The 17,847-nt window shown below is 43.0% G+C and carries 11 protein-coding genes and 1 pseudogene; 7 read left to right on the top strand and 5 right to left on the bottom strand.

Going from position 1 to position 17,847, the window contains the following annotated elements; genetic code table 11:
• Positions 1-1,065: 1,065 nt before the first annotated feature.
• The 3 genes and pseudogenes from KW136_RS00910 to zwf all read right to left on the bottom strand — a co-directional run.
• Positions 1,066-2,121: pseudogene (locus KW136_RS00910) on the bottom strand (glucokinase); the annotation flags it as partial.
• Positions 2,102-2,788, bottom strand: coding sequence for a 6-phosphogluconolactonase (pgl, locus tag KW136_RS00905; RefSeq protein WP_216796516.1), 687 nt, complete (start codon positions 2,786-2,788; stop codon positions 2,102-2,104). The pseudogene KW136_RS00910 and the gene pgl, both read right to left, overlap by 20 nt.
• An 82-nt stretch (positions 2,789-2,870) precedes the next feature.
• Positions 2,871-4,328 (bottom strand): glucose-6-phosphate dehydrogenase, encoded by a 1,458-nt coding sequence (gene zwf, locus KW136_RS00900; protein WP_216797371.1) that lies wholly within the window; start codon positions 4,326-4,328, stop codon positions 2,871-2,873.
• Positions 4,329-6,146: 1,818 nt separating this feature from the next.
• Here zwf and ribD point away from each other — a divergent pair.
• From ribD to trmB, 7 genes are all read left to right on the top strand, one after another.
• A complete protein-coding gene (gene ribD / locus KW136_RS00895) occupies positions 6,147-7,295 on the top strand; it encodes a bifunctional diaminohydroxyphosphoribosylaminopyrimidine deaminase/5-amino-6-(5-phosphoribosylamino)uracil reductase RibD (protein WP_216796514.1) in 1,149 nt (382 codons plus the stop codon).
• 15 nt (positions 7,296-7,310) lie between these two features.
• Positions 7,311-7,931: a riboflavin synthase gene (locus KW136_RS00890; RefSeq protein ID WP_216796512.1), complete on the top strand. Its 621-nt coding sequence runs from the start codon at positions 7,311-7,313 to the stop codon at positions 7,929-7,931.
• A 2,077-nt stretch (positions 7,932-10,008) separates the two neighbouring features.
• Positions 10,009-11,121, top strand: coding sequence for a bifunctional 3,4-dihydroxy-2-butanone-4-phosphate synthase/GTP cyclohydrolase II (gene ribBA / locus KW136_RS00885; RefSeq protein ID WP_216796510.1), 1,113 nt, complete (start codon positions 10,009-10,011; stop codon positions 11,119-11,121).
• Positions 11,122-11,254: 133 nt separating this feature from the next.
• On the top strand, positions 11,255-11,770 hold the full coding sequence (ribH, locus tag KW136_RS00880; RefSeq protein ID WP_216796508.1) for a 6,7-dimethyl-8-ribityllumazine synthase: 516 nt from the start codon (positions 11,255-11,257) through the stop codon (positions 11,768-11,770).
• Positions 11,767-12,201: a transcription antitermination factor NusB gene (gene nusB, locus KW136_RS00875; RefSeq protein WP_216796506.1), complete on the top strand. Its 435-nt coding sequence runs from the start codon at positions 11,767-11,769 to the stop codon at positions 12,199-12,201. The genes ribH and nusB overlap by 4 nt, the downstream gene beginning before the upstream one ends.
• 1,019 nt (positions 12,202-13,220) lie before the next feature.
• Complete coding sequence (locus KW136_RS00870) at positions 13,221-13,784, top strand: YggT family protein (protein ID WP_216796504.1); 564 nt, start codon at positions 13,221-13,223, stop codon at positions 13,782-13,784.
• A 1,001-nt stretch (positions 13,785-14,785) separates the two neighbouring features.
• Positions 14,786-15,508, top strand: a complete 723-nt coding sequence (gene trmB / locus KW136_RS00865) for a tRNA (guanosine(46)-N7)-methyltransferase TrmB (RefSeq protein WP_216796502.1) — start codon at positions 14,786-14,788, stop codon at positions 15,506-15,508.
• Here trmB and KW136_RS00860 read toward each other — a convergent pair.
• Both KW136_RS00860 and waaA read right to left on the bottom strand, forming a co-directional pair.
• A complete protein-coding gene (locus KW136_RS00860; RefSeq protein WP_216796500.1) occupies positions 15,498-16,340 on the bottom strand; it encodes an undecaprenyl-diphosphate phosphatase in 843 nt (280 codons plus the stop codon). The two genes, trmB and KW136_RS00860, sit on opposite strands and share 11 nt — an antisense overlap.
• Before the next feature lie 166 nt (positions 16,341-16,506).
• The gene (gene waaA, locus KW136_RS00855) at positions 16,507-17,844 is read right to left on the bottom strand and encodes a lipid IV(A) 3-deoxy-D-manno-octulosonic acid transferase (RefSeq protein WP_216796498.1); all 1,338 of its coding nucleotides are present in this window, start codon (positions 17,842-17,844) and stop codon (positions 16,507-16,509) included.
• Between the last annotated feature and the right edge of the window lie 3 nt (positions 17,845-17,847).

Genomic DNA, 17,847 nt, shown 5'->3' with positions numbered 1-17,847 from the left:
AGTTCCGTGTTTGGGAAAAGACTTTAATTAGAATCGGACTACATATATAGATATCTATCATCTTTAAACAGATTACTTTATCGTTAGAATTCTATTCTATATCATATAATATACTATTCTACCCTAATTTTGATGGGTACGATAGTATATTATAACAAAAAGTTTATTCTTTAAGACATACTGATGAAGCTAAAAAAATACATATATAGATTAATATGCGTAGCCACGGATTAGTGGATTCCATAATTGTACAGCTCAAGAGCGCGGCAACTACAGCACCAATTTAAGATATTAAAGCAGACAAAAAACAGTATTATAAGAAATTATCCTATCTATAATTTATTAGTTAGCCTGGTAGTAGAAGGTTAAGTTCCAGAGCATTTTTCTTAAAGTTTATTTGATACCATGGGGTAGTTGAATTCTAGCTACAGCATGTCAATCTATTCTACTAATTAAATAGTTACTGATATCTTACATGCGCAGATATAAGTAGCTATACTCAAGCAATAAAAAATAAATTTCGTGTTATATTAATTTATATAGTCATCTATAGCATATAGATGATGATTCCCGAACTTTTCTAAATTTAGAAAAAGTAATAATTTCTATACTTTTATCCAGTAAAATAAGTAGATATTATATATAATTACATGTTGTTGCTTAGAATAATAGTTTATAAACGCCTAAATAAAAATTATTATAAATTCAATTTATTTAAATAGAGTCTTAAATTGTCCAGGTAATGCAGGTGTTTTGCATTAAGTAGATTACGCACATAATATTTCTGGTTTATGTGCTTGAGACATCTCTTAGATATCTAGCATAGTGTTATGCTCGAACCTTTTTCTAAAGGCAGTCTTGTTGATTTACGTAGTCAAACCTGGCTATAAAACCCTAGCTTGCTAGATACTCTCTAGAAAAGACTAAGCTTGAAGCAAAGTCCTCTCATAAGTTAATTGGCTAATGTCAGCTTGACACAAAATATATGATCAACTTAATAGCCTATCAGAAAGTAATCTAATTCTAGAAAACCCGGCTATTTTATTCATTGGCTCGCGCAGGAACATCATGCACCTGCCAGATGCGCTCGAATACAGCCGATCCTCCGCTAACGCGATGCCAGAGTTGTTCTGCTAGGATTGCAGACACGCCTAGGAAGGCCGGATACTGTGCAGTGATCACAAAGGTCGGAATGTTTGCTAGATACGCCCGGGAACGTCCTTTTTCCTGAAAGCGCGTACGAAATGGGGAAGTTGAAAATAACTCTCCTAGATGGGAGATGACACCCCCGCCGATATAAATTCCACCTAATGCGCCAAGTGTAACTGCAATATTGCCTGTAAATGTGCCAAGGACCGCACAGAAACATTCTACTGCCTCTAGCGCGAGCGGTTCAGCCGCTTGCGCACGCCGAACTACGTCAGCTGGTTCGAGTTGCAGGCTTATCGCATTCTTATCATATGCAGCTAGTGCGCGGTATATGAGTGCTAATCCTGGTCCTGCGCAAATCCGCTCGAATGATACATGAGACCATTTTTTACGCGCATAATTTAATACCCGATCTTCACGCTCATCCTGCGGCGAAAATGTAGCATGTCCACCTTCACTGCCTAGTGCAATCCAGCGGTTATTTGCCGGAATTAAACCCGACACACCTAAACCAGTACCGGGCCCAACTAGCCCGATCACACTATTCCGCCGACGTATACCTCCGCCAATCTGTACGCGTTGTGCATCAAATAAGCATGGTAGGGCCATTGCTAAGGCAGTAAAGTCGTTAACCACTAATAGTGTATCGAAGCCTAGTGCACAACGCGTAGCCTCGATTGAAAAACTCCAGTTGCGATTAGTCATCTGTACCTGATCGCCGTCTATAGGATTAGCGATTGCAATGGCTGCGTGATTTACTCGAATAATTTGATTATCCTCTAGGAATTTATTGATTGCAGAGGCAATACCAGTATAGTCCGCGCAAGGGTACACACGTACATTATTAATCTGACCCGGTCCAAATTCCAGCGCAAAACGCGCATTGGTCCCGCCTACGTCAGCAAGCAACCGCGGCCCATCCGGATGTGGACTCTCATGCGAAATCACCGCTTTAGGCGCACCAGTAAGCATCGACGTTGACTCCCATATCGTTGGCCAGCTTAGAGATGGCATTATGTTGTAAATGCTGCATCGCAGCACGTAGGACATCTAGCTTCCGCTGCCCAGAGATCAATAGAAATAGTCGACTAGTTTTCTTAAGTGCCGACAGTGATAAGCTTATTCGTAGATACGGCGCTTGCCGCGGCTGAATCAGAATATAGCGCTCACCAGTAAGTATAGCTACATCCCATTGTGGGGCGTCAGCAAAGATGGATGCAATATGACCGTCTTCACCCATACCAAGCACGGCCACATCAGGAAGAGTACGTGAGGCATTCTTGTTCAACGCCTTGACATGCACGTTAGGGACTTGATCAATATCGACTAACGGTTGGAATATCGCTTCGCGCGCTGCATTCTGTAGCAATGTATCCCGAACAAGTCGCGCATTACTCTCCGGATGTATAGGAGGGACCCAACGATCATCGACTAGGGTGACATTGATGCGCGCCCAGTTAAGTGGGCATTGCGACAAAGCTTTCAAGAATGGGCGTGGGCTTATGCCGCCAGATACTGCGAGTGTAACATGAGTTGTATCTATGCGCGTGATTAGCAATGACTGCAACGCATTGCTAACTACCTGTACGAGCGCGGCCCGCTGGGCGCACTCATTATTAAAAACGTGAAGCCCAATCACTTTTTCTCCATACTCTCTTAATTACCTACCGACATTGCGTTCGGTCTAGTCTCTGTCATTAAATAAGTGTGTAATGTACCTGCTAGTTTTCCTCTTCTAGCCAGCATGTACCATGCCGAGCTAATAGCGCACTAGCTGCAGCCGGGCCCCATGTCCCCGCCGCGTAACGCCTGGGCGCAGTACCGAGTCGATTCCATTCGGCTAGAATTGGCTCAACCCACTGCCACGCCGCCTCCTGTTCATCCCGATGTACAAATAACGCTAACCGGCCGTTGATCACGTCCAGCAATAAGCGCTGGTATGCTTCCATACGATCTTTCTGGAAGAACTCATCAAAAGCTAGATCTAGGTGCACGCTTTGTAGGTTCATCCCTTCACCAGGCTGCTTGGCGAGGCAATACAACCGGATAAATTCATTAGGTTGTAGACGAATTACTAAACGATTAGAGCCATTTCGTAGAGCCATTGAACCGAAAACTGAGTGCGGAACTGCTCGGAAGTTAACAACAATTTCTGCCACTCTATTAGCAAGCCGCTTTCCAGTGCGCAGAAAAAATGGCACACCAGCCCAGCGCCAGTTCTCGATTTCGACTTTTAAGGCAACAAAGGTCTCGGTCATACTAGATGTACTCACGCCACGCTCATTTACATAGGCAGGCACTGTAATACCGTTCAGAACGCCCATGTGATACTGACCGCGTACCGCAATGCGACTAATATCGCAAGGCTTAATAGGTTTAAGCGCACGCAACACGCGCAATTTTTCATCGCGTAACGCGTTAGTATGCATCGAGTGGGGTGGCTCCATTGCCACAATGGACAACAACTGTAATAGGTGGTTCTGAACCATGTCGCGTAACGCGCCAGTATTATCATAGAAATCACCTCGTCCCTCGACACCTAATTCTTCGGCTATCGTGATTTGAATGCTCTCAACCCACTCTCGGCGCCATAGTGGCTCAAATAGTGCGTTTCCAAAGCGCAAAGCTAGAAGATTCTGAACGGGTTCTTTTCCAAGGTAATGATCAATCCGGTAGATATGGCTTTCTACGAAAATCTCTCCAACTGCGTCATTGATCGTGTTAGACGACTGTAGGTCGTAACCAAGCGGCTTCTCCAGCACTATTCGTGCGTCATTACTTAGGCCCATAGTCGATAGTGCGCGGCATATTGGCACAAATAGGGATGGCCTAGTAGCGAGGTAGAACACCCGAATACCGGACAGCGGCGAGATTATATCTCGAAGCAATGCATAATCCTCTGGCCGCCCGAGATCGACCCGAACAAACAAGATACGCTTGAGGAAGTCGTTCCACGAGGCATCATCGCCAGCCAGCTTTACGTGATTTCGCACATGCGTGTGCATCCATTGCACGTATGCCTCGCGGTTGCTGAGGCCGCGTGCAACCGCAGCAATCCGGCCTGCTGTAGGCAGCAGGCCGCCACAGTGTGCTTGGTATAAGCTCGGCAAAATCTTGCGCATTGCCAGATCACCAGTGCCGCCGAAAAGAATAAACGTAAAGCCTGTATCAACTTGCATTATATGTTGATGGTGACGTTGTAGATATAGCCCTAGTAGGCCGTTGCGTAAAAAGCGCAGGCCCATAGCCTGATAAAAATATTTATAACACCATATAGTTTAACTATAATCTAAATAAAGCGGTACATTTAGTGTGAAGAAAAACCTCTTTATATCAATTAGTTGCGGTTCGGTCTAACAGCTTCTTCGTAAGCTGCTTAAGCGAGCCGTACCTAGGTGATGGCTATCTTAAGCCGGCATACTGATAGTCCAGTAGTCATTCACAGTTAGCCTGGCAATACTGTTAATTGGTATATCAGATCAAGGGGGGCAATTTTAAGAACACGAAGAAAGTAGCAGACAATTCTGTATATATTTTTAACATCTACCTATTTGTGCTGCCGATACAGGGCTCTAATGATATAGCCCCTAGCTAGTTGGTTATCAACGCTAAAAAATCATACGCATATAAGTACGTTAATAGACGCAGTCGATGCTTAGACGAAGAGGTTTCTTCCTGAAAAGTAAGCTGTGATTCAAGGGTATTGATTATGTATGTATTCTCGTATGATGTAGTCCGATGTAGGAGCGGGAGTGATTATAGATATTGTTTTGATATTTATAAAAAACTATTGCAGACGTATAAAAACGCCGCACAGGCCAGTCGCTTAAGAACGAGGCGACCTACTATGGATTCTATCTGTTAAATTCCAGCAAAACAGTTACTGGGTTTTACCGGGCCCTATATACTATGTATAGGCATATTCAAGCCAACAAGCCTTACTTTTCCATATTCTCCTTGTAAAAATCCTGGGGTTTTATAGACTCTAAAAAACTACTATCGTCTGATATGTAATAGTCCCTCGTAATATTTATCTAAGGCTTTATGTCGGTGTAGGTTATGAGTTGTTTTTTTAATTTAGGACTAATGTATCAGCCTATTAGCTAATAGGCCTAAACTGCTTAAAACGCTATCTCTGAATAAGCACGCTAACCCTAGCTTAAAATAATATTTATTAGGCTTTGTATTATAGAATGCTTAAAAATTTTTATGCGCACTACTATGGCTGCTGCTCTCACTTTCCAATCATCACTTCGTTAAAAAATATTTAGTAATACTTCGGCCTGAGTTAATCAACGTTATTTCTCAATAGCCCAATGCTTATCTAAAATGCTTAAGTGTAATAACATGTTAAGCAATTAAATTTAGTAAATAACGCCTCTAAAAGCACACAATCCTTATTGAACTAACCAAGGAGAATATGAATATTCTATAGGCGCGAACTAAATTTCTTTATGCTTTATGGAAACAATGCACTGAGTATAGTAATAAGATAATTTTAGCCTAGATAGGCGAGTTTGTGTAAGGCAAGCGCTGGCTAGATTTTAATTTACGCGTTCGGCGACTTGCATAATATTAGTGCAATACATAAAGCCGTTAAAGCAGTTTTAGCGGGCCATCACTACCTCGGGTTACCGGGTAGCAATCGCTATAGGTCTCAAAAGCTACCCTAGATTCAGGAGCTTGCTGTTTATAAGTGTTTATTTCGGAAAGCTGCCGCATAGCATTGGGTTAAGAACACTCAAACTCTATAAATAGGTACATCTGGCGCCCGACCCGGACTATCTCGGTTATATGTTGAGCTTATATTTAATACCTAAAGTGCTATATAGCTATACCGGTATCGTACGTATTGGAGGCATTCCACTTCAACTCGTTCCGCTACGCGACGCTTGATGCTAGAGTGTAACTTACCCCCCCTCAGAATACGAAGCGAGTTACCTGCTAATTATGTATGACCCTGCGATAAAACACTAAACCCCTCACTTAACTCCGCCATGTTCTCAGACTTTGATCGCCTACATATGCAGCACGCGCTCGCGCTGGCAGAGCGTGGGTTATATACAACATCGCCGAATCCCCGAGTTGGCTGTGTGCTTGTTAAGGATGGGCAAATTATTGGAGAGGGCTTCACGCAGCCTGCTGGGCAAGACCACGCAGAAGTGTGCGCACTAAAAGATGCCCGCTCAAGGGGGCACACCCCTATTGGCTCTACCGCTTATGTAACGCTAGAGCCCTGCAGCCACCTTGGTTGCACACCACCCTGCGCCAATACCATGATAGAAGCTGGAATTTCTGGAGTAATAGCTGCGATGGTGGATCCAAACCCGCAAGTTAGCGGCCGTGGATTAGCTATGCTGCATAATGCTGGCATAGAGGTACATTGCGGACTGCTTGCGCAGGAGGCTAGGGAGCTGAATATCGGATTCATATCTCGAATGACGAGAGGCATTCCATGGGTGCGCCTTAAGATCGCCGCGACACTAGACGGTTGCACCGCATTGCCAGATGGCCAAAGCCAATGGCTTACATCAAACGCCTCACGCATAGATGGACACGCATGGCGAGCACGCTCATGTGCGGCTCTTACTGGTATCGGCACGGTAAGAAAGGATAATCCGCAGATGAACGTGCGTGCAGTACTCACGCCCCGCCAACCGCTTCGCGTATTGGTAGACAGCCGTCTAAACGTGCCGCTAGATTCCAGGATCTTATCTGGCATACCGCCGCTTATTGTATGCGAGAGTGATGATGGAGAATGTGCCCATCGGGCACATTTCTTACGCAAAGCTGGTGCCGAAGTAATTGCATTACCGAACCCGGCCGGCAAGGTTGACTTGCAAGCAGCGCTACGAATGCTAGCTGCGCGGGGTATTAATGAGTTACACGTCGAGGCTGGTTATAGGCTTAATGGCTCACTATTACGCGAAGGCTGGGTTGATGAGTTGCTTCTCTACATTGACCCAGCTCTTCTCGGCAATGCGATAGGCATGTTTAACCTAGTGCCGCCATTAGTGCTCGATCAAAGGATACGGCTACGCTATCATTCAGTTAAGCAGATCGGTGAAGATCTACGGGTCCTAGCTAGGCCAGTATTAGCGTCTGCATCTGATAACTTATCGCACATGGGCGACGCACGCTCGTAATAAAAGGTTCTATGAATGTTCACAGGCATCGTTACAGCGATCGGTCAGATTGAATTGGTTACTCCGCTAGGCCCCTCTATCGAGGAGGGCCTGCGTCTGTCAATCGCCGCCGGCATGCTCGACTTATCGGATGTAGGGTTAGGCGATAGCATTGCGGTGCAAGGTGCCTGCTTGACGGTCGTCAGAAAAAAATCGACGCAGTTCGATGTCGATGTGTCTCGAGAGACTATAAACTGTGCCACCGGCCTTACTAAGCCTGGCAAAGTAAACCTCGAAAAAGCACTAAGCGCCAATAAACGCTTAAGCGGACATATAGTTAGTGGGCATGTCGATGGGCTGGGGCAGGTCAGTCGCCTCGATCCGATTGGGGAATCATATAAATTGTGCATTATCGCCCCCCCTTTACTTGCTCAGTATTTCGCGCATAAGGGATCCGTCACGCTTAACGGTGTTAGCCTAACAATAAATGCCTTGAAAGATCTAAGCAACGGATGTGAATTCTCAATTAACTTAATCCCACACACAATGCGGATGACTACATTACAGCATTTAAAGGTTGGTGATATGCTCAATATAGAAGTCGATATTATTGCGCGTTATGTTGAGCGGATGCTCGGTGCATATCGAGAGCTGTAACTCATTAAATTAATCCACTTGTTGAGAGTTTATAAAAATCTACCGATATTAAGCCAAATATGACCCTCAAGAGATAATCAGGCCTCGAAATAGCCCTATGACGCTTTTGTCAGTATCTGTCAAACTATCTGAATAAAAAATATATGAAAAATCGCTGCTCTGTTTATTACATGTGACATCACATTATATGATTAGCCCCTATAATAAGTCATGCTTTTTACTAATAATTTTTTAGAAAAACAGGCTCTGGTCCGTCGCATACATGTCGTGCCTCAACGCGCAGTTGAGGTCAATTTTAACCACTTAAAATCTTTAATATTTCCTAGTGATGAAAATTTTCTTATCAAGTTTACATATAGGTTTTCTTAAAAAGTTTTTATAAAAGCAAATAGAATATAAATTCCGTAAATATTTTAAATTAAAAATAATTTAAAATATATCGGCGCTGAATGTAGCTTATATAGATAAACCACAGTAGTACATATGCCCTAAAAAATATACTAAGATTAATAATGCTAGAAATTCTTGAACTGTTACTGGCAAAGTCAGCCTTTAACCTCTACTATTAGTACTTTATTCTGTAGATGATTGTATGCCTACTTACAGAGATAAAATGTAGCTACTAATTTTAATAAAACCTAACTAGTATTGGGGTTATAGATAATGTGTTTAGTTTGTAGCAAAGCGAGTGTGGTATGGGATATACCCGAGTTTATTTAAGTTCTAAGGAGAGGGTTCAGATCGATAACACCATGTCCTTAATATACAGATAACATAAAAACCTATATCTTCTTATAGGGGGCCCCATGATTATCTAAGCGATAGCCCAGCGCCCAGCCTATTGCTTAGATAAACTGTTAAGACTTTTAAAGTCTAGTTAGAGTTTATTGCTATTCTGCTATACAAAAATTTATTCTGTATATGTCAGGGACCGTATACAGAATAAATTTCTCACCCCTTCCAGGATACGAAAATTTGGTTATATCTTAATGCTAAATAGTATGCAAAGCCGCTGCTATCGATAACTTCCCATCAGATTTACAGGTGCTAATAAAAGCATACTCTTACTATTTTTAGTGCGTCGGCATAAAAAATTATTACCAATGTTATAACAATAATTACTAGGAAGACAAATATGCATACCGAGCCGTTACTGTTGTAGAGCGTTATGCTAAAGGCGTCTAACTTATAATCGCCTTCTATCAAACACTTTGAAAATACGTATCTAGTACAAATAAATGGTAGCTCGTATGTATAGACCATGAAGTAGTGTACTATATATTCGCTTGAGCTAGTACTCTAAATCATACGTTAACCATTTCTAGCGCCCCCCCTTATTCTAATCAAGCAAGAGGTATAACAGGCTCGGCTACAGTGGTTTGTTTAAAGCTATCTAGGCGAGCTTAGCTAATTAATCTCTTAAAATGGCTAATATATATGTCTAACTGAGCAGCCTATAGCTGAGTGTTCAATTTTGTAGTTAGATTTCTTAAATCTACTTTGTTTAAATAATGTATACAATATAAATGATGTTTATACGTGTTATTCCAATAAATAACTCATTAAAAAAATTAACTGTTGTAATAGACTTTTATCTAGCAATTATTCCACCTTATTTTACTATAATACAAAGGTTTCTATTAAATTATGTGGACCGTAAAGTCTCCTCAGTATCTTGAGATGAGGACATGGTGCCACTTTGGCAGAGAGCACGCTGACTAGAAAAAACTTTTTTATCTAACTCTATAGTAATCTGTTAGGCTATGTGTAGCCTTATTAGAACATTTTTAGGGATTACTTGTATAGATAAAACTATACTAGCATCATAGCTATAGTCCGTGGATAGAATACCTCAAAAAACAGTCACAAGTCACACCTACCTTCCTATCATCATGTGTATCTCGCCGCATCATATAGTGCCATTTAATGAGGTCCTCAATCTTCGTAGAGCCCTGCATTTGCATACCAAGCAGGAGCCGCTCTAAGGCTAGCTGTATAGCAGCCGGTATAGAAATCAGATGTTAGCTCGATGCTGACGTAAAATAGTAGCTTTATTACTGTGCCATCATTGTTTACTATGACACCCGCTTCAACGCAAGAGATCATTGCCGAACTTAGGGCTGGCAGAATGATCATTCTTTTTGATGAACAAGACCGTGAAAACGAGGGCGATTTAGTGTTAGCCGCTGATTTTGTTACGCCGGCGGCAATTAATTTCATGGCTCGCTATGGCCGTGGTCTGATTTGCCTGACGCTGACGCAGGAGCGCTGCCGCACATTAAATCTACCGCTAATGACATATCGAAATGGCACGAAATACGGCACAGCATTCACGGTTAGCATTGAGGCCGCGGAAGGCGTTACTACCGGAATCTCCGCTGCTGATCGTTCTCGAACAGTCCAGGCAGCTGTCGCACGCGACGCTCGAGCCGAAGATATCGTCCAGCCTGGACACATGTTTCCTATTATGGCACACCCCGGCGGGGTACTCTTGCGTCCTGGCCATACCGAGGCCGGTTGTGATCTAGCAGCGCTAGCTGGGCTTACGCCAGCATCAGTAATCTGCGAAATAATTAAAGACGATGGCACGATGGCACGATGGCATGACCTCATTGAGTTTTCCTCGAAGCATAGCTTAAAGGTCGGTACGATTGCGGACTTAATTAAGTACCGTAGTCGTACTGAATCAGTTATCGAACGCATAACGCAGCGTATAATGCACACTGCTTATGGGCCATTTAATGTAGTACTTTTCCACGATAAGCTAAACGCTGCACCGCATTTAGCGTTAGTACGTGGGCAACCATCGCCTGAGATTGAGACATTAGTACTAGTACATGAATCATTATCAATCTTAGACCTGCTTGAAACGGGTATAAGTGCACACGCCTGGACATTAGATGCAGCGCTACGCGAGATTGCTCAGCGCGAAATAGGGGTTGTAGTGTTGCTAAACGTGCGCGAGTCAGGCGACCGGTTGCTAAGCATACTCCAGGCACTAGATCAGCAGATTAATGAAGCTAAACTCAAGTGCCGCTCAATGGAGCTTAAGACATATGGTATCGGCGCACAAATTCTTCATAAGTTGCATGTTGGGAAAATGCGGTTATTAGAGAATCCGAGCCGTATAAGCGGCATGTCAGGATACGGCCTTGAGATAACAGGTTTTGAGCCCGTGCTAGCGCGGTAAACACAGATTCCCATGTAATAGTATACATTCGCATAAATAGGTCGACGCACTCTGTACCTACCTATTTGTTAGGATCTTAGCCCGATGACTAGCGGGATCCACCTTGCTGAATACGTATTAACGGGGAACATTTATGGAAATTGGACAATATAAACCGAACCACCACGGTAATGGCTTAAGGATTGGCATCGTTCAGTCGCGCTTCAACGAGCCAGTTTGCAATGGGCTAGTCGAAATCTGCCTTGAGGAACTTCAGGGCCTTGGTGTCATAGGTGAAGACATTCTGCTCGTTACAGTGCCCGGCGCACTAGAAATTCCGCTTGCGCTGCAGAAGCTTGCTGAGACTGGTCAGTTCGACGCACTAATCGCCCTGGGCGCAGTGATTCGAGGTGAAACCTATCATTTCGAGCTCGTATCTAACGAAAGCAGCTCGTGTATTAGCCGTATTGCGCTAGATTTTGGTATACCGATCGCAAACGCAGTATTAACTACTGAGAATGACAAGCAAGCTCTCGTGCGAATAAGCGAGAAAGGCCGTAATGCAGCTCGCGTTGCGGTAGAAATGGGGAATCTATCGTCCGCTCTTGATTATCTTAATCAAGATGATCAAGAGCGGAGCGAGGCGGCAGTAGAGGAGCATAGAGTATGACAACAAAAAATGCCCGTCGCCGCTCCCGTGAGCTAGCTACACAGGGTGTATATCAGTGGTTGTTATCAGGGGCATCGGAAAGTAAAATAGATGCCGCGATGCGCGAGCAACCCGGCTTTAACAAAGCAGACTGCAACCATTTTAGTTCTCTGTTATATGGTGTTATCCAGAAAGCAAAAACGCTAACTAAAGCGCTCATTCCATTTCTAGATCGTCCGTTTTACCAGCTGTCGCCAGTCGAGCAGGCAGTGTTGCTAATAGCAGTATACGAATTCCAGAATCATATTGATATCCCGTATCGGGTTGTAATTAATGAGGCCGTGGAGTTAACCAAAACATTTGGTGGCTCCGACGGCTACAAGTATATAAATGGCGTTCTAGATAAGCTAGTAGTAACCATACGCTTTAACGAAGTAAAAAATCGCATTTAAGCAAGCAGTAAAGCATCCGCAGATACTCAGAGTAAATACGAAGCGACGTTCCGCCTAAACCACACTCTTCGTATCTGACTGGAACACCATTAGGGACGCAGAAGATTAAAACACATCGTTGGATACATACTGCTCTCGCACTGGTTTTGAACCTATGGTGTGCTACTCTTATACATTCATTTTCAATGAATAGTAGTTTATGTGCTGTACTTATTCGGATATATGCAGTAGCGCTGGCTACACTATGTCTCCTGCACAAGCATTAAGTTAATATTCTGCAGTATTTTAGGTATCTAATGCATACCGGTTTGCGGTACCGTATTACCCAATTTACTCACCTTACATTATAAATTCTAAGCTTATACCTTATGTGTTAAATCACATACTAGTGCGTTTTTATTAATACCCGGAAGGTCATATGTGTTTAGGATATGAGAGTAGAGATGACACAAATTCTAAGTCAAGCACTTTTAAAGTAAGGCTAATAAAGAATCGAAACGATTTACGCCCGGAATCACTGTAATATTTATTGATAAACGCCTTGCGTCTTAGCATATTTAATGCTTCTTAATGAGAGAAACATTATAGATATGGTGCAATAATACTTTATTAGAGCGGCATATGACTAGCTATTATGCGCGTTGTAGTCATCACTTACGTCAAGTAATACGCTACCCACCGTAATTAGTCATTAATTGTAATAGTGCAAATATAAATGTTTTTTATACAAGGTTATATTCGGTTGTGTAAAACACTGTACGGGATTTATTGCCGCTTATTTAAGTTGACATATTTATACGCTGGTGCGCTGATTCTTATCGAAGTAACTAGTTTTAAGCGCAATTAAGTCTATAGTCTATAGTGAAGGCGGCTGACTTATCAGCGTATAAAGAACATACTATTTATCGAGGATAGAGTGGTACGGATTTTCCGGCTTTCATGAAATCCTACCTTAATAACACCTCATAACATCTTGCACCCTCCAATTCGTCAGCTAAGTTCATCTCAGGGAAAATAATATGTTTGGAACTATTGCTCGTTTTTTACTGCATACTATTTTCACGTTATTTGGTACTGCCCTGCTGCTACGTGCGTGGTTTCCTATAGTTAAGCTAACGCCCTATAGTCCACTCTTACAAGCTATCTTCCAGGCTACTAACTGGCTGGTAGTACCGTTGCGTCGGATAATTCCAGCCTCGCGTTGTATTGACTGGACCAGTCTATTTGCCGCTTGGTTATCTGCAATTATCTTTGTTGTTATGATGGTCGTTGCCTCCGGTGGTAACCCAGCCCTGCTGTTTCCTGTCGGCTTCGTTATCGCGACCTTAACGATGATTAAGTGGGTATTAAATTTAATAATTCTGTTAACGCTAATTATGACACTACTATTATGGTTTAACCCGCTTTCTCCAGCAATAAAGATTCTACTTCAATTGACTACTCCATTATTCCATCCGATTCGCCGCGTAATACCTCAACTAGGCCGAATTGACTTTTCGCCATTAATATTGATTATAATCATAGAGATATTATTAATTATAATCACACATATTACAGTATCTGTAATAACGTTTAGATTCTAAGATTAACGCGCTATCAGCTTCAGAGTAGACGCACTATAGCTTGTATTGTGTATTGACACTAATCAAAATCGTTGAAGCTATACTTAACATACTTTTTCTATCGTCTTGAATACCATTGTTAGTACGCTTGACTATTCAGTCGGTATAGAATTTGATCTACTACTATCCCATTCTAGCACCTCTAAAAATCCAGAACGTTAGTTACATATAAGTACTTTGATGTAGCTGAGTAAAAAATTACTATGTTTGATCTATATATTTGTTTAACACTCTATTTAGTTTTTTATATATCCTTATATTCTATATTATTAATATACCTACCTGATAGGTAATTCTATATTATATATATACAAAGCATATGTGCCATACACTCTAAAAATTGATGTGCTGTTAATTATTTTTTTGAACCACAGAAAACTCTGCTAAATTTTTTTCGGGCGTTGTATAACAGCCATTACTCCAGATTTCTAAGTTAGAATATAGGTTAAACTCCTGTCATACGCTCAATTTTTACTACACTCCTACTCCAGTAGGGAGGTCAGTTTATTCTGTTTCGGAAACGTACTCCTTAAATTATTATTTAGATCCCACCCTAAAGATTGGAGTATACAGCACTAGAAAATATAAAAGATCAGTACTTCTCCATCAGAAACTTAGGTAAGTGCAAGCGCTTTTCTCTATATCGGGAACCGAGTGGTGGTATAGTTCACCTCAATAGGTTTAGTTGTGCTTATGCTAATTATCATGTAAATAATCTTATTGGCTAGTGTTATCTGCTCTAACAAGACGACTTGAGGATAGACTATGAGGATAATAATGATCGCTTAATATCCGCATAGATTTGAATTTATCGGCTCCAGGTTATCCTATATGGTATGAGTATCGTCAAAAACGGCCCGTTAAAAATACAGTAAGTAGCTTATGCCCCCATGTCGATTGCCATGATAATCGGCTCAGGACAAACTCGCTAATACTAAGGCCTAACAGATACCACACACAGTATGATCCACTCTATCCCAATCCATACAACCCCGCCTCATATCCGTAGCTTTGTAACGCGAGTAAGACGTCTCTCTAGTACTCAACGGGATGCATTGGAGAGGCTAGGTCCACAATTTAAACTACCCTACATGAATACTCAGCTCGACTATAAGATAAGTTTTGGTCGCGATGCGCCACTTATACTAGAGATCGGTTTTGGTATGGGTACGACAACCGTTGATATCGCCGCACAGCGGTTAAGTGATAACTTTCTTGGAATTGAGGTTTATGAACCAGGTGTAGGAGCACTTCTCAAGTTAATCGAGGAAAGACAATTAAGCAATATTCGCGTGATTCAGCATGATGCTGTTCAGGTGGTCAATCATATGCTTGCTAGGGATAGCGTGGATGGTGCGCATATTTTTTTTCCTGATCCGTGGCATAAAGCTCGTCACCACAAGCGGCGGCTAATTCAGTTGCCATTCGCCAAGCTACTTGCATCGCGCCTGCGTGCTGGGGGTTATTTACATCTAGCAACAGACTGGCAAAACTATGCGGAGCAGATGCTTAACGTACTACACGCAGAACCAACGCTCGTTAATATCTCGAATCATGAGAATAGTTATATATTGCGCCCGGACTATCGTCCGATGACAAAATTTGAGCGCCGCGGACTCTGCCTTGGTCACGGTGTGTGGGATTTGCTTTTCATAAAGCGTTTAGAATCGTCAGTTAGTAGTTAAACTTGAAGCCTTCACAATAGCTAATAACCAGCACAAATAGTCCAAAAAAAATTCGATACCATGCAAATAAAGTAAAATCATGCGTCGAAATATAGTGTAACAACCAGCGTACACATGCGAATGCGCTAGCGAATGCAGCTATGAATCCAACAGTAAATAGCCTAGCATCTGATGCACCTAGAATATCATATGCCCCAATAAGCTCGTATACAGTAGCGCCAAAGATTAATGGGATAGCAAGGAAAAAAGAGAATTCGGTCGCGACACACCGCTCTAAATTGGTGAGCATTCCTCCAACAATCGCTGCGCCTGAACGTGACGTACCCGGGATTAATGCAAGGCATTGCGCAAGCCCGACTTTTAATGAATCGATAATAGTTAACTCATCGATCGACTGTATGCGGATACGATACATATCGAAGGCGCGCCGTCGATATGCCGACTCTACCCACAGAAGGATGATGCCGCCTACGATCAGCATAATTGCCACTGGTACTGGAGAAAACAGCAGCGCCTTAATAGACTTCTCGAACAATAGTCCTATAATAATTGCAGGCATAGAAGCAACAATCATGTTCAGGACAAAACGCCGAGTTATCTGCTCAGTAGCTAAACTCCAGACTACTTGTTTAATACGCTTTCGATACTCCCAACATATCGCGAGAATAGCGCCAAACTGAATCACAATATCGAAGACTTTGCTTTCCTCACCATCGAAATTAATTAATGAGCCCATTAAAATTAAATGCCCTGTACTAGATATAGGAAGAAATTCCGTTAGGCCTTCTACTAGGCCAAGTACTAAAGCTTTAAGTAATAGAATCAGATCCATCTAAGGCACCCCTCAAAGAAGCAACCTAGGCGCGGTCGGTAACTTGCCATCTCTACTACTTCTTAACGATCTGTATGCCGTCTCTTATATAGAGGTATATTGTACGGGTTAGTATTACCATCTAGCAAACTAGGGTAGTTTATATTTGAATGGGTGGATGGAGTAGTTAACTTACTAAGTCGAGTCTCTCGCTTATTGGTCTCAGTTTTCTAGCTGGGAGTAGCATCTTGAGCGCATTTACCGTACGAAGTACTGCACCTCGGTGCCGAGCTGCAAATGCAGATCCAGCTGCACCCATTTCTACGCAGCGCGTACGATCTGTAAGTACTATACGTACAGCCTTCGCTAACGTGGCTGAATCCTGTACTCGCAGTGCTGCACCGGAGGTAACCGCGTCGATACTCGCCTGTGCAAAGTTAAATGTATATGGTCCGATCACAATCGGTACACCCACAGCACATGCCTCAATCAGATTATGTCCGCCGAATGGCAGCAAGCTTCCGCCGATAAAGGCTACGTCTGCAGATGTATAGTAGGCTCGCATCTCTCCCATCGAATCACCGAGTAATACCTGAATATCGTCCGGTAGCGGCTTAATAGTAGTCGCCTCGCATAGTGATGTAGAGGCCCACTCCGAACGACGCGCTAACTTGAATCCTGAGCGTTTAACTAGTGCCGCAACCTTATTAAAACGCCAGGGATGCCGAGGCACTATCATTAACAGTGCATCGGTAATGCCAAGCTGGTGGTATGCATTTAATATAAGATCCTCTTCACCCTCGCAAGTGCTACCTGCTATCCATACTGGGCGGTGGCCAATTGCTATATGCCAGGCCTGGCCGCGCTGGACTAACTCGGGTGTAGCCTCTGTATCAAACTTCATATTGCCAACTACTACGACATTACTCGCACCAAGTGTACTCAATCTCCGTGCATCAGACGGGCTCTGCGCAAGCACACGTGTAAAGCCGCTGAATACTTGGCGCATCGCTGCACCAAGACGCAAAGCACGGTAGTATGAACGTTCTGACATTCTTGCATTAGTCAGCACCAGCGGCACACCCGCATTGCGACACTCGTCAATCAGAGTCGGCCATACCTCGGTTTCCATCACGATGCCTAATGCGGGACGCCACGCCCTAAGGAAACGCCGTACCGGACCGGACATATCATATGGCAAATAGCAGCGCAATACTCGTGTTCCAAACAGTTGCTGGCTTAACGCGCGGCCACTTGGAGTCATATGCGTAAGTAGCACCCGAGAGCTAGGATACTCATCAAGCAGTACCTTAACTAGAGGTTGAGCTGCCTGCGTTTCACCGAGCGACACCGCATGAATCCAAATCAGGGGGAGATCGTTGCAAGCTGTGTAGCTTGCTGTATAACCAAATCTCTCACTAATATGCTCGATATAGCCTCGATCGTGCCGCGCACGAATTAATAAACGCAGTACAACTAGTGGGGCAGCAATATACCAAAGTATGCGATATAAAACTTTTAACATTAA

The sequence above is a fragment of the Candidatus Vallotiella hemipterorum genome (genome assembly GCF_910593725.1).
Classification (GTDB): Bacteria; Pseudomonadota; Gammaproteobacteria; order Burkholderiales; family Burkholderiaceae; genus Mycetohabitans; species Mycetohabitans hemipterorum.
The sequence above is the reverse complement of the archived record's forward strand: the minus strand, read 5'-3'. Positions and strand labels throughout refer to the sequence as shown.

What these genes read in the sequence shown, in the direction of transcription:
- KW136_RS00860 (WP_216796500.1), bottom strand. Translation starts at nt 16,340, where the DNA reads ATGGATCTGATTCTATTACTTAAAGCTTTAGTACTTGGCCTAGTAGAA.
- zwf (WP_216797371.1), bottom strand. Translation starts at nt 4,328, where the DNA reads ATGCAAGTTGATACAGGCTTTACGTTTATTCTTTTCGGCGGCACTGGT.
- KW136_RS00890 (WP_216796512.1), top strand. Translation starts at nt 7,311, where the DNA reads ATGTTCACAGGCATCGTTACAGCGATCGGTCAGATTGAATTGGTTACT.
- trmB (WP_216796502.1), top strand. Translation starts at nt 14,786, where the DNA reads ATGATCCACTCTATCCCAATCCATACAACCCCGCCTCATATCCGTAGC.
- ribH (WP_216796508.1), top strand. Translation starts at nt 11,255, where the DNA reads ATGGAAATTGGACAATATAAACCGAACCACCACGGTAATGGCTTAAGG.
- KW136_RS00870 (WP_216796504.1), top strand. Translation starts at nt 13,221, where the DNA reads ATGTTTGGAACTATTGCTCGTTTTTTACTGCATACTATTTTCACGTTA.
- nusB (WP_216796506.1), top strand. Translation starts at nt 11,767, where the DNA reads ATGACAACAAAAAATGCCCGTCGCCGCTCCCGTGAGCTAGCTACACAG.
- waaA (WP_216796498.1), bottom strand. Translation starts at nt 17,844, where the DNA reads ATGTTAAAAGTTTTATATCGCATACTTTGGTATATTGCTGCCCCACTA.
- ribBA (WP_216796510.1), top strand. Translation starts at nt 10,009, where the DNA reads ATGACACCCGCTTCAACGCAAGAGATCATTGCCGAACTTAGGGCTGGC.
- ribD (WP_216796514.1), top strand. Translation starts at nt 6,147, where the DNA reads ATGTTCTCAGACTTTGATCGCCTACATATGCAGCACGCGCTCGCGCTG.